General features: G+C 58.4%; 11 protein-coding genes. 4 read left to right on the top strand and 7 right to left on the bottom strand.

What is annotated here, in order from left to right; all coding sequences use genetic code 11:
* Positions 1–299: 299 nt before the first annotated feature.
* Positions 300–1,112 (top strand): posphoenolpyruvate synthetase regulatory kinase/phosphorylase PpsR, encoded by an 813-nt coding sequence (gene ppsR, locus G5195_RS03870; RefSeq protein ID WP_005333888.1) that lies wholly within the window; start codon positions 300–302, stop codon positions 1,110–1,112.
* 238 nt (positions 1,113–1,350) lie between these two features.
* Here ppsR and G5195_RS03865 read toward each other — a convergent pair whose 3' ends face one another.
* Positions 1,351–1,647 carry a hypothetical protein gene (locus G5195_RS03865; RefSeq protein ID WP_234881650.1) on the bottom strand — a complete coding sequence of 99 codons (297 nt, stop codon included), beginning with the start codon at positions 1,645–1,647 and terminating at the stop codon, positions 1,351–1,353.
* A gap of 398 nt (positions 1,648–2,045) precedes the next feature.
* Here G5195_RS03865 and G5195_RS03860 point away from each other — a divergent pair, with 398 nt between their 5' ends.
* Positions 2,046–3,428: an amino acid permease gene (locus tag G5195_RS03860; RefSeq protein WP_005352966.1), complete on the top strand. Its 1,383-nt coding sequence runs from the start codon at positions 2,046–2,048 to the stop codon at positions 3,426–3,428.
* An 88-nt stretch (positions 3,429–3,516) separates the two neighbouring features.
* Here the strand turns inward: G5195_RS03860 and G5195_RS03855 are convergent, their stop codons facing one another.
* Complete coding sequence (locus G5195_RS03855; protein ID WP_128815807.1) at positions 3,517–3,843, bottom strand: ArsR/SmtB family transcription factor; 327 nt, start codon at positions 3,841–3,843, stop codon at positions 3,517–3,519.
* A gap of 106 nt (positions 3,844–3,949) precedes the next feature.
* Between G5195_RS03855 and G5195_RS03850 the strand changes: the two genes are divergently transcribed.
* Positions 3,950–5,020 (top strand): permease, encoded by a 1,071-nt coding sequence (locus G5195_RS03850; protein WP_421221506.1) that lies wholly within the window; start codon positions 3,950–3,952, stop codon positions 5,018–5,020.
* A gap of 127 nt (positions 5,021–5,147) precedes the next feature.
* Here G5195_RS03850 and G5195_RS03845 read toward each other — a convergent pair whose 3' ends face one another.
* Together G5195_RS03845 and G5195_RS03840 are read right to left on the bottom strand one after the other, a co-directional pair.
* Complete coding sequence (locus tag G5195_RS03845) at positions 5,148–5,312, bottom strand: hypothetical protein (RefSeq protein ID WP_421221505.1); 165 nt, start codon at positions 5,310–5,312, stop codon at positions 5,148–5,150.
* Between the two features lie 291 nt (positions 5,313–5,603).
* Entirely contained in the window at positions 5,604–5,846 is a 243-nt protein-coding gene (locus G5195_RS03840; protein ID WP_421221504.1) for a hypothetical protein, read from the bottom strand.
* 204 nt (positions 5,847–6,050) lie between these two features.
* Here G5195_RS03840 and G5195_RS03835 point away from each other — a divergent pair, with 204 nt between their 5' ends.
* Positions 6,051–7,604 (top strand): methyl-accepting chemotaxis protein, encoded by a 1,554-nt coding sequence (locus G5195_RS03835; protein WP_216953960.1) that lies wholly within the window; start codon positions 6,051–6,053, stop codon positions 7,602–7,604.
* A 91-nt stretch (positions 7,605–7,695) separates the two neighbouring features.
* Here the strand turns inward: G5195_RS03835 and gcvP are convergent, their stop codons facing one another.
* From gcvP to gcvT, 3 genes are all read right to left on the bottom strand, one after another.
* The gene (gcvP, locus tag G5195_RS03830; protein WP_421235867.1) at positions 7,696–10,572 is read right to left on the bottom strand and encodes an aminomethyl-transferring glycine dehydrogenase; all 2,877 of its coding nucleotides are present in this window, start codon (positions 10,570–10,572) and stop codon (positions 7,696–7,698) included.
* A 298-nt stretch (positions 10,573–10,870) separates the two neighbouring features.
* The gene (gcvH, locus tag G5195_RS03825) at positions 10,871–11,260 is read right to left on the bottom strand and encodes a glycine cleavage system protein GcvH (RefSeq protein ID WP_005352972.1); all 390 of its coding nucleotides are present in this window, start codon (positions 11,258–11,260) and stop codon (positions 10,871–10,873) included.
* An 84-nt stretch (positions 11,261–11,344) separates the two neighbouring features.
* On the bottom strand, positions 11,345–12,442 hold the full coding sequence (gene gcvT, locus G5195_RS03820; protein WP_005346577.1) for a glycine cleavage system aminomethyltransferase GcvT: 1,098 nt from the start codon (positions 12,440–12,442) through the stop codon (positions 11,345–11,347).
* Positions 12,443–12,602 lie beyond the last annotated feature (160 nt).

Here is a 12,602-nt window from a genome sequence, read left to right as displayed (position 1 = left end):
CCCGATTTAATCGATGAGGTTATGGGTAAGTCAGGTGCGTTATTGTCTGTTTCTTCTGTTGCCAACGACAATGAAAACGTTTTCTATTGGTTTTCAAAAAAATCCCCGAGCAAGAGTTGGGGATGGTCGAATGACCGGAACATTCTACAATGGCGACACAAAAAGATAACGATTCAGGTTTGCAAGCCACTTCACAACTTGGGCACAGCAGACCGGTTGACAAAACAGGTATGGTTTCGGGAGATACTTCTCACCCCTTACCCCATGCGACCCCACCCGCGGTATCACAGGAGCCCTACGTGCACACCGTATTTTATGTTTCAGACGGAACCGCCATCACCGCCGAAGTGTTCGGTCACGCGGTACTGAGCCAGTTTCCGCTGGCCTTCGAGCAGATCACTATCCCCTTTGTGGAGACACTGGAGAAAGCCCGTCAGGTACGGATGCGGATCGACGAGCAGTTTCGCCAGACCGGGGTACGCCCCATTCTGTTTCACACCATCGTCGACCCGCTGGTACGGGAAGAGGTACTGAAATCGGAGGCGTGCGGCCACGACTTTCTCAATACCTTCGTCAGCCCGCTGGAGCAGGAGCTGGGGGTCAAAGCCGAGCCCCGCCTCCACCGCACCCACGGCATGGAGAACCGCAAGCTCTATGACGATCGCATCGAGGCGGTCAACTTCGCACTTGCCAACGACGATGGCATCACCACCAGGGAGTACGATGAGGCGGACATCATCCTGATCGGGGTCTCCCGCTGCGGCAAGACCCCCACCAGCCTCTATCTGGCGCTGCAGTTTGGCATTCGCGCCGCCAACTACCCCTTTATCGAGCAGGACATGGGCATGCTGGAGCTGCCCGCCCCCCTCAAGGCCAACCGTCACAAGCTGTTTGGCCTCACCATAGCGCCGCAGCGGCTGCACGAGATCCGTAACCAGCGCCGTGCCAACAGCCGCTACTCCTCCATCGAACAGTGCGAGCAGGAGCTGGCCTGCGTGGAGCGACTGTTTCGCCAGGAGGCGATCCGCTTCCTGGATACCAGCTCCCACTCGGTGGAGGAGATCAGCGCCAAGGTTCTCGAGGCAACCGGTCTGCGCCGCCAGCTCTGTTAAGCCAGCTTGACAGCTATCGGAATCAACAAAAGATAAAAATTACAGTGTCGCGGCGAAAGTCAGCTGTGGCGAACTGCAATTCACATAGATGGCAGTGAAAAGCATGGATAAAAAGGGATAAGCACCACAAATACTTGTCCCTCTTCTTGTCGACCTTGGCGTTGTGCCCTTGTCACCCGCTGCCAGTTAGCCGCTATTCGATTCCGTTCTGCTGCGCTCGGCAAACAGCCAGCGTTCACTAACGATTGAGCTCAGGGTTGTTCATCAACCGGGCATAGAAAGCCAGCAAACCGTGGCGCAGGCGAACCCGCTCCGCCAGCCAGCCGCCAACGAGCGCCCCCGTTACCCCACCCACCAGCAACAGCGACTGCCAGTAGTGCAGCAACTCCTGGTCACCGAGTAACAGCCAACCCAGCAGCATGGTGGCGGCCACCAGCAACAACAGCGGACTGGCGGCAATCCCTAACCAGATCGCCACCAGCACACTCCGGGCAACCCCTTGTTGCAGCACGCTTTCGCGTTCCCTGTGATCCAACTCCCTGCACTCTTCCTTGCATTCTTCCCTGCACTCTCGCTTGTTTGGCATCATTTGCATCCATTTGTGGCTTGGCACCACAAAAGCACACCAACAAGACAAAATGTCAATAAAACAGAATTCGATTGAACAAACATCAACCAAAAACTACCAAGAAGCCACTTCAGATCATGAAAAAGCTGCATTTGGTACAAAACACGGCCATTAGAGATGGAAAACAGGTGCATTCATGGCGGATTATCACTATTCTGCTTCGGTTGCCAGCCAACACTAAAAATTGAAAATGGCATGGCGTAACGAAATAAATACAGCTTTCGTCAGGTTTTGGCTACGCACTGCGGCCTGCTCAGGATGAGCCCAACACCGACCAGAGACAACAGAGACGTAAGGACAGACCCATGGATTTGAAACAAGACGGTGAGGAGCTGAAGCGCGGCCTTAAAAACCGCCACATTCAGTTGATTGCTTTGGGCGGCGCCATCGGCACCGGCCTCTTTCTGGGCATTGCCCAAACCATCAAGATGGCAGGCCCCTCAGTCCTGCTGGGGTATGCCATCGGCGGCTTTATCGCCTTCCTGATCATGCGCCAGCTCGGTGAAATGGTGGTGGAAGAGCCGGTAGCCGGCTCCTTCAGCCACTTTGCCTACAAATACTGGGGTGAGTTTGCCGGTTTTGCGTCCGGCTGGAACTACTGGGTGCTCTACGTGCTGGTGAGCATGGCCGAGCTGACCGCGGTGGGCATCTATGTCCAGTACTGGTGGCCCGAGATCCCGACCTGGATGTCGGCAGCCTTCTTCTTCGTGCTGATCAACGCCATCAACCTCTCCAACGTCAAAGCGTTTGGCGAAATGGAGTTCTGGTTCGCCATCATCAAGGTGGTCGCCATCATCGGCATGATTGGCTTTGGCGGCTATCTGCTCCTCTCCGGTGCCGGCGGCCCCGAGGCGAGCGTGACCAACCTGTGGGCCCAAGGCGGCTTCTTCCCCAACGGCATCAGCGGTCTGGTGATGGCGATGGCGGTGATCATGTTCTCCTTCGGCGGTCTGGAGCTGGTGGGCATTACCGCCGCCGAAGCGGACAACCCAGAAAAGAGCATTCCCAAGGCCACCAATCAGGTGATCTACCGCATCCTCATCTTCTACATCGGCGCTCTGGCTATCCTGATGTCCCTCTACCCCTGGGGTAAAGTGGTGGAAGGCGGTAGCCCGTTCGTAATGATTTTCCACGCTCTGGACAGCAATCTGGTCGCCACCGTGCTCAACATCGTGGTACTGACGGCGGCACTCTCGGTCTACAACAGTTGCGTCTACTGCAACAGCCGGATGCTGTTCGGGCTGGCCAAACAGGGCAACGGCCCGAAAGCCCTGCTCAAGACCAACAAGAGCGGCGTGCCGCTGGTGGCCCTCTCGGTCTCGGCCATCGCCACCCTGCTCTGCGTGCTGATCAACTACCTGATGCCGGGCAAGGCGTTCGGTCTGCTGATGGCGCTGGTGGTCTCCGCACTGGTGATCAACTGGGCGATGATTAGCCTCGCGCACCTCAAGTTCCGCAAGGCCAAGGTCGCAGAGGGTGTCCAGCCCAAGTTCAAGGCGTTCTGGTACCCCTTCGGCAACTATCTCTGCCTCGCGTTCATGGCCGGTATTCTGGTGATCATGTATATGACCCCCGATTTCCGCATCTCGGTCGAACTTATCCCCGCCTGGCTGGTGGTACTGGGCATTGGCTTTGTCATCAAGCGCAAGGGACAAGCTCAAAGCAAGGTTGCAGCCAATCTGGGTTAATGCCCGCAGTTGAGAAAAACAATGCAAAACGCCGATCGCATGATCGGCGTTTTTTTATTACGCGCAGCACTACTAGCAGCCATAGCCCTCAGGAAGGCAGCTCTTGCCTTTGATCTTGCCGATGCTCCGGGCTGTTGACGCAACACTCATCGCGGAAAAAGGCGATGATCTCCTCCAGCACCGCGTATTGAGAGACGCACAGCAGGGTGCGACTCTCCCGGTTTTGCTTCACCAGCCCCACCGAGACCAGCGCCGCGATATGGTGGCTGAGGGTGGAAGCGGGGATCACCAGCTGCTTTTGCAGCTCCCCCACCGGCAACCCCTGCTCTCCCGCCTTGACCAGATGCTTGAAGATAAACAGCCGGGTCGGATGACCCAGCTCTTTCAATGCCTTGGCGACCTCTTCCAGTTGCATCTCTGCGCCCTCCACGAATTTGATATTTCGATAATACCAGAAATATCTTGACCGACCATTAATTTCGATTATTTTGGAAATATAGAAACCAAGTGAGGATACGACAATGAATGAGTGGTTAACCATGCTGACCGATGCAGCCCAGATGTTCCTGTTTCTGGCTGTCGAGCTGTCGGTGCTGTTTCTGGTCATTAGCGCCGGGGTCAGCCTGATCCGTCAGAAGATCCCCGACGAGAAGATCCAGCGGATGCTGGGGGCCCGCCACGGCAAGGGCTATCTGCTCTCTGCCCTGCTCGGCGCCGTCACCCCCTTTTGCAGCTGCTCCACCATCCCCATGCTGAGAGGGCTGCTCTCGGCCAAGGCTGGCTTTGGCCCCACCCTCACCTTCCTGTTTATCTCGCCACTGCTGAACCCCATCATCGTCGGCTTGATGTGGGCCACCTTTGGCTGGAAAGTGACCCTGCTCTACGCCGTGATCGCTGCCAGCGTCTCCGTCATGGCGAGCATGCTGCTCGACAGGCTCGGGTTCGAGCGCCATGTCATCGACCCCAAAGAGGCCACCCCCTCTTGCGGTAGCGGCTGTGGCCCGGCGACCCGCGCCACCACTCAAGCACATTGCAGTGACAACCAACGCAGCGCCATTCGTGCAATCAAACCCCTCAACGGGGCAGCGTGCTGCCCGGCACCGCAACCAGAGATGGCAGAACAGGCCACCCTCTCCTGCTGCGGCGATGGCACGGCAACCCTGACTCGTGCGCCACAGCTCCCCACCGCCTGGGTCAAAGCTCGCCTCGATGCCTGGCAGCAGTTCAAAGCGGTATTGCCCTTCCTGCTGCTGGGGGTGCTCATCGGCTCATTTATCTACGGTTTTATTCCGGCCGAGTGGATCGCCGCCCATGCTGGTGCCGACAACCCGCTGGCCATCCCCTTCAGCGCCATCGTCGGGATCCCGCTCTACATCCGTGCCGAGGCCGTGATCCCGCTGGCGTCGGTACTACTGGGCAAAGGGATGGGAATGGGCGCAGTCATGGCGCTGATCATCGGCAGTGCCGGTGCCAGTCTGACCGAGGTGATCCTGCTCAAATCGATGTTCAGAACTCCGATGATTGCGGCCTTCCTTACCGTGATCCTCGGCATGGCGATCCTGATGGGCTACCTGACGCAACTGCTGTTTTAAACCACCCATTTTTAAGCAGGCAGAGTGTTAAGCCAGCTGAGTGTGAAACCATCAGGCTTCACATAGACAAAACGCCGATCAACAGATCGGCGTTTTGCATGTTCCGTATGACAATCTGCAACCGGCGTTACAGATATTGCCCGACGATGGTGAGCAGATCCTCGACGTCACAGACGATATGGTCGGGTTGGTGTTCCCAGCGCTCCGGGGTCGCGCGGCTATAGGCGACAGCCACCGAGATCACACGGCTCTGCTCGCCAAGCGCCCCTTGCAAATGACGGGCAAACTGCACATCCGCTTCATGATCACCGATATAGATCAGCGACGGACACCTGGCTGGGCCGAAGATAGACTCCAGACATTTGAGGCCGCCGAAAGGGTGTTTTTTGCTACTGTGCGGGCACGTCATCGTAGCCAGCCACGGCCTTGAACTGGCTGTTCACACCATGCAGTTCAAGCACCTGGAGAAGGGTTTTTAGGCGTTTTTCGAACAAATGCCATGGGAAATGGCAGAGAAATGGTCAATCACCACCTCCAGCTCCTAAAAAATGCACCTAAGTCCCTGTCTCTCCTGATGTTTGGCTCACAGACTGCCAGCCTGCACCATCTCGTCCCGCGACAAACCGTAGTAATCACTATAGAGATCCTGCCAGTTCTTGGCGGCGTGATTGGCATGGTGATACTCCGCTTCGCTGCGCAGATAACGAGGTAACTGATCGCCGGTCAGATGGGGGGCGACTTCAGCCAGGATCTGCTTGGCGATATCGATATTCTGCGGCACCGAATTGACCAGGGTGCCGTCATAATTCCATAAAATCGCCCCCAACTTAATTGCCTTACCTGTATCGCTGCGTGGCTATAAGTCATGCGATGTTACTTGGCTTGCGTCCCCCGCCAAACCGTTGCGATGGAAGATGTGTAGATGCCCCTGCTAGGCGCAGAACAGTTAATGAGCAACAACACAATAAAATGAGCAGCCTCTGCCATACTCAGACGATGCATTCCGTTATGGTAAAACCGGAGCCTGATCATGGTAACCAACACACCTCACACTACAGATACCGAAGTTGAATTTACCGACAACGTCCAGTTGGTATCGACCACCGATCTCAAAGGGGACATCACCTACGCCAATCCGGCGTTTTGTCAGGTGGCAGGCTATAGCCTTGAAGAGATGCTGGGACAACATCACAACCTGGTACGCCACCCAGACATGCCCAAGGCGGCATTCGCCGATCTCTGGGCCCATCTAAAAGCGGGCAAGCCGTGGCGGGGCATAGTCAAAAACCGCTGCAAGGATGGTAGCTATTACTGGGTTGATGCCTATGTCACCCCGATCTATGAAGATGGCAAGATGGTGGGTTACCAATCCGTTCGTTGCCGACCCTCCGCAGAGCACAAAGCGCGTGCCAACAAGATGTACAAAACCCTTAAGGCACGCGAAACCGGCTCCGCCATTCACATGGGGCAGCGCCTGCTCACTCCGGCAATCATGACCATACCCCTGCTGCTGCTCAGCGTGATCAGCGCGCTCTGGCTGCTCACACCACTGCAGGCGCTCTGGATCATCATTCCCCTATTGGCCACCCTCTGGTTCAACCGTAATGCGCTCTTCCTCACACCGCGATTCTTGCAACAGCTTGAGCAGGACTACGACAGCATCAGCCGCCTGATCTTCTCGGGGGATGCCCCCCACAGCATTGCCGATTTCCATATCAAGCTCTGGCAAGCCAGAATCCGTACCGTGCTGGGAAGAGTCGATGACACCACACTCTCGCTCAATGCCATGGCCAACAATTTGAGTGGTTCGGCCGCACTGGCCAGCAGGGATATCTCCTCACAGGATATGCAAATTCAGCAAGTCGCCACCGCAGTTACCCAGATGGCATCAGCTGCCGAAGAGATCAGTCGCAATATTCAGGACAGCAACCAGCAGATAGAAGAGGCGCGCAACCATTGCATCACCACCAGCAATCAGCTTTCCGATGCGGGAGAAGAGATGTCGGCACTGGCTACCCAGGCAGAGCAGGCCTTCCAGTCAGCCGTCGAGCTGGCAAGCGAGTCCGAACGGATCGGCAGCATCATGAGTGAAATTCGCGGGATTGCGGATCAAACCAACCTGCTGGCACTCAATGCCTCCATTGAAGCAGCGCGGGCGGGCGATCAGGGACGCGGCTTTGCAGTGGTGGCTGACGAGGTACGCAGCCTGTCGACCAGAACCCATAGAGCAACAGAGCAGATCCAGAGCAGCATTGGTCATATCCAGCAAACCCTCGGGGGATGGAAAGAGATGATGCATCTCAATGTGACCAGAACCAATGATTGCCTCGCAACCACTCGGGCAAGCACCGGCAACCTGAATCAGGTCGTGATCGAAATAGACAAGGTCTCTGATTTTTCCAATCAAGTTTCCGCTGCAGCGACCCAGCAGCAAGCGGTGATCGAGGAGATCTGTCGTAATATCAATCAGATATCCTCACTTTCTCACGATAACAGCCTCAAAATCGATCAGGTCAGTAAAACCAGTGCCAACTTGCAGAGCAAAGCGAGCCAGCTCAAGGACCTAAGCCGGACATTCGGATAGCAGCATGCAGATAAAGTCCATGTAAACGAAGGGCCACCCGTCTGGGTGGCCCTGTTGTTTATACGGCTTAACTGTTGCTCCTGGACGCTACTTACTTGGCGTAATCCTCGGTCGGAATGCAGGAGCAGAACAGGTTGCGATCGCCGTAGACGTCGTCGATGCGGTTCACAGAGGGCCACAGTTTGGCGGCGCGCACGGCGTCGGACGGGAACACCGCCTCGGCGCGGCTGTAGCCACGGGACCACTCTGCATCCATCACGTCGTCCTGGGTGTGCGGCGCATGGACCAGCGGGTTGTCGGTCAGGCTCCACTGCCCCTCCTGCACCTTGGCAATCTCGGCGCGGATGGACGTCATCGCCTCGACGAAGCGATCCAGTTCGCGCTTGGATTCCGACTCGGTCGGCTCGACCATCAGGGTGCCCGCTACCGGGAAGCTCATGGTCGGTGCGTGGAAGCCGTAGTCCATCAGCCGCTTGGCCACGTCCATCTCGCTGATGCCGGAAGCCTCCTTGAGCGGACGGATATCCAGAATGCACTCGTGGGCCACCCGACCGTTGCGGCCGGAATAGAGCACCGGGAAGGAGTCACCCAGCTTCTTGGCCAGATAGTTAGCGTTGAGGATAGCCACCTGAGTGGATCTCTTCAGCCCCTCGTCACCCAGCATGGCGATATACATCCAGCTGATGGGCAGGATGCTGGCCGAGCCGAACGGTGCCGCCGACACGGCGCCGTTGTCACGGCTCTCCTTGTCGGTCTTGACCACGGCGTGACCGGCCACGAACGGTGCCAGATGTTTCTTCACGCCGATGGGGCCCATGCCCGGGCCGCCACCGCCGTGAGGGATGGCGAAGGTCTTGTGCAGGTTGAGGTGAGAGACGTCCGCCCCGATAAAGCCCGGAGCAGTCAACCCGACTTGCGCGTTCATGTTGGCGCCGTCCAGATAGACCTGACCACCGTGCTGGTGAACGATGTCGCACACCTCCTTGATGGTCTCCTCATACACCCCGTGGGTGGAGGGGTAGGTCACCATCAGACAGGAGAGTTGATCCCCCGCCTCGGCCGCCTTGGCGCGCAGGTCGTCGAGATCCACGTTGCCGGACTTGTCACAGGCGGTGACGATAACCTTGAGCCCCGCCATCTGGGCTGAGGCCGGGTTGGTGCCGTGGGCAGAAGCCGGAATCAGGCAGATGTCGCGATGCCCCTCACCACGGGACTCGTGGTACTTCTTGATGGCCAAGAGACCTGCGTACTCGCCCTGGGCCCCGGAGTTGGGCTGCATGCAGACCGCATCGTAACCGGTCACCTTCACCAGCCAGTTTTCGAGGTCGGCCAGCAGCTGCTGATAGCCCTTGGCCTGCGCCAGCGGGGCAAACGGGTGCAACTTGCCGAACTCGGGCCAGGTCACCGGGATCATCTCGGCAGTGGCGTTGAGCTTCATGGTGCAGGAGCCCAAGGAGATCATGGCGTAGTTGAGCGCCAGATCCTTGGCTTCGAGACGGTGGATATAACGCAGCATCTCGGTTTCGGAGTGGTACTTGTTGAACACCTCGTGGGTCAGCACGGCATCGGTGCGCAGCAGATCCTGCGGGATGGCGTGATGGGTCTGAGCCGCCTTGTCGAGGGCCTCGATATCCAGTCCATGGCCTTGACCGAGGAAGAGATCGAACAGCTCGGCCACATCAGCGCGGGTGGTGGTTTCAGACAGCGACACACCTACCGCACCATCTAGGTCTGCACGCAGGTTGATGCCGAGCCCCTCGGCCTTGGCAATCAGCGCGGCCTTGTCAGCAGTTTGCACGGTCAGGGTATCAAACCAGCTGGCGTGCTTGAGGGACACGCCCTTGGCCTTGAGGCCGAGCGCCAGAATGGTGGTGAGACGGTGCACGCGGGAGGCGATGGTTTTCAGCCCTACCGGGCCGTGGTAGACGGCGTAGAAGCTCGCCATGTTGGCCAGCAGCACCTGAGCGGTACAGATGTTGGAATTCGCTTTCTCGCGGCGGATGTGCTGCTCGCGGGTCTGCATCGCCATGCGCAGCGCGGCCTTGCCACGGGCATCCTTGGAGACACCGATGATGCGGCCCGGCATGGAACGTTTGTAGGCATCGCGGGTGGCGAAGAAGGCGGCGTGGGGGCCACCGTAACCCATGGGCACACCAAAGCGCTGGGCGGAGCCCAACACCACGTCGGCGCCCAGCTCGCCCGGGGATTTGAGCAGCAGCAGGGAGAGCAAGTCGGCGCTGACGCAGGCCAGCCCTTTCTGGGCCTGTACCGCGGCAATCAGGGCGCGCAGATCTTTCACTTCACCGGTGGTGGTGGGGTACTGGAACAGGGCACCGAACACCTCTTCGCTCACTGCATCGCTCGCGGCGCCAACCGCCACGTCGAAACCAAAGTGAACCGCACGCTCCTTGACCACGTCGATCACCTGCGGGTGCACATCATCGGCCACGAAGAAGAGGTTGGATTTGGACTTGGCCATCCGCTTGGCCAGCGCCATCGCCTCGGCAGCGGCAGTCGCTTCATCCAGCAGGGAGGCGCTTGCCAGATCCATGCCGGTCAGATCCAGCGTCAGCTGCTGGAAGTTGAGCAGGGCTTCGAGACGGCCCTGTGCCAGCTCGGGCTGATAGGGGGTGTAGGCGGTATACCAACCCGGATTTTCCAGCACATTGCGCAAAATGACGTGGGGCACATGGGTATCGTGATAACCCATGCCGATGTAGCTCTTGGCAATCTTGTTCTGAGCGGCATAGCCCTTGAGCTTGGCCAGCGCCTCCACTTCGGTCATGCCGGCACCGATCCCCAGCGGACCCGGCAGGCGAATGGCGGCGGGCACGGTCTGTTCAATCAAATCGTCCAGGCTTTCGGCCCCAACGGTCGCCAGCAGCTGGCGCAGCTCTTCCTCGCCCGGGCCGATATGGCGGCGGACAAAATCGGTTTTTTGCTCGAGTTCAAACAGTGACTGGGTCATTTCCCTATTTCCTGATAAATAAGTCCTGGCATGACATCCTGATAACCAAGACCTGATGTTCCTGATCGTCGGTTGATACCGACTCCACTCATGTTCTGGGTCCCGCAGACAGGGTGCGGCACCGGATGCTGCGGCAGCATCAAGAGGGGATCGCCTTGTTGCGAACCGGCCCGTTTGCCCTGGAAAAAGCAGGCAAGCAAACGGCAGGCGCGGACGATTTCACCCTTCCACCGGCCGGCGCTTGCCCGGCTAGCGGTCATACAAAGGGGCCCTGCTGTGTTGGCAGGGCCCGGGGGCATTACTCTTCGTCCACCACGTTCTGGTAGCCTTCGGCATCCAGCAGGTTGGCCAGCTCGCTCTCGTCATCGAGCTTGATGCGGAACAGCCAGCCAGCGCTGTAGGGGTCGGAGTTGACCAGCTCGGGGCTCCCTTCCAGCTCTTCGTTGACGGCAATGATCTCGCCGCTCACCGGGCTGTAGATATCGGAGGCCGCCTTGACCGACTCGGCCACGGCGCAGTCGTCACCGGCGCTGACCTGCTTGCCCACTTCCGGCAGCTCGACAAACACCATGTCACCCAGCAGCTCCTGGGCGTGCTCGGTGATACCGACCACGGCCTCGCCGTTGGCTTCAATACGGATCCACTCGTGGGAGGTGGCATATTTCAGTTCGCTCGGGATATGGCTCATTTGTGCTTCCTTTGATCTTTGAGTCGCGTTTAAAAACGAATATGAAAAGGGATGGGGGAGGCACTGCCCTCCCCCAAAACGGTATTAAACCAGCTTCTGGCCGTTACGGACGAAAGCGGGCTTGGTGACCTTCACGGTGACCAGCTTCTTGCGGATCTCCACCTCGGCCAATTCACCGATATCGCGGGGCACCCGTGCCAGGGCAATACTGTAGCCCAGGGTGGGGGAGAATGAGCCGGAGGTGATCACACCTTCCCGCTTCTCACCGTTTGCCGCGGTGAAGGTGACCGGCATACCGGCACGCAGCACCCCTTTCTCTTCCATCACCAGACCCACCAGCTTGGGCTGGTTGCCCGCCGCTTTCTGTGCTTCCAGCACGTCGCGGCCGATGAAGTTGCGATCGCTCGGCTCCCAGGCGATAGTCCAGGCCATGTTGGCGGCCAGCGGAGAGACTGACTCGTCCATATCCTGACCGTAGAGGTTCATCCCCGCTTCGAGGCGCAGGGTATCGCGGGCACCGAGGCCGCACGGGGCGACGCCGTTATCCAGCAGTGCCTGCCACAGCTCGCAGGCTTTCTCTTGCGGCACCACGATTTCATAACCATCTTCGCCGGTGTAGCCGGTAGTGGCGATAAAGAGATCGCCAGCCTGCACGCCGAAGAAGGGTTTCATCCCCACCACGGCGGTACGCTGAGCGGCGCTCAGCACAGCAGCAGCCTTGACCTTGGCGTTGGGGCCCTGCACCGCAATCATCGCAAGCTCGGGACGCTCGGTCACTGTGATGTCGAAATCGATGGCGTGATGGCGGATCCAGGCCAGATCCTTCTCGCGGGTAGCGGAGTTGACCACCAGCCGGTAGAAGGTATCGGTCAGGTAATAGGTGATGAGGTCATCGATCACGCCGCCTTCCGGATTGAGCATGCCGCTGTAGAGGGCCTTGCCGGGGGCAGTGAGTTTGGCCACATCGTTGGCCAGCAGGTGTTGCAGAAAGGCTTTGACCCGTTCGCCGGTCAAATCGACGATGGTCATGTGGGAGACATCGAACATACCGGCATCGCTGCGCACCGCGTGGTGCTCTTCCAGCTGGGAGCCGTAGTTGATGGGCATTTCCCAACCGTGGAAGTCCACCATCTTGGCGCCGGCTTCCAGGTGTTTGGGATGCAGTACAGTAGTCTGGATCATCGCATTCTTTCCTTAGCAAAAAGCCTTTTCGCTTTGGCGACCACCCTTGCGACCCGCGCCACCGCTCTGACTGCACTTCGTGCAACAAAAAGCGACCGGATCCAAAAGTGTGTGCTCGCTCCTGCCCTTGCCAGGCAAGAGGGATTCCTTGAACGGAGCG

This window comes from Aeromonas sp. 601039, assembly GCF_049174415.1.
Lineage (GTDB): Bacteria > Pseudomonadota > Gammaproteobacteria > Enterobacterales > Aeromonadaceae > Aeromonas > Aeromonas veronii_A.
This window is presented reverse-complemented; position numbering and strand designations above follow the sequence as displayed.

What these genes read in the sequence shown, in the direction of transcription:
- G5195_RS03860 (WP_005352966.1), top strand. Translation starts at nt 2,046, where the DNA reads ATGGATTTGAAACAAGACGGTGAGGAGCTGAAGCGCGGCCTTAAAAAC.
- G5195_RS03855 (WP_128815807.1), bottom strand. Translation starts at nt 3,843, where the DNA reads ATGCAACTGGAAGAGGTCGCCAAGGCATTGAAAGAGCTGGGTCATCCG.
- G5195_RS03850 (WP_421221506.1), top strand. Translation starts at nt 3,950, where the DNA reads ATGAATGAGTGGTTAACCATGCTGACCGATGCAGCCCAGATGTTCCTG.
- G5195_RS03835 (WP_216953960.1), top strand. Translation starts at nt 6,051, where the DNA reads ATGGTAACCAACACACCTCACACTACAGATACCGAAGTTGAATTTACC.
- gcvP (WP_421235867.1), bottom strand. Translation starts at nt 10,572, where the DNA reads ATGACCCAGTCACTGTTTGAACTCGAGCAAAAAACCGATTTTGTCCGC.
- gcvH (WP_005352972.1), bottom strand. Translation starts at nt 11,260, where the DNA reads ATGAGCCATATCCCGAGCGAACTGAAATATGCCACCTCCCACGAGTGG.
- gcvT (WP_005346577.1), bottom strand. Translation starts at nt 12,442, where the DNA reads ATGATCCAGACTACTGTACTGCATCCCAAACACCTGGAAGCCGGCGCC.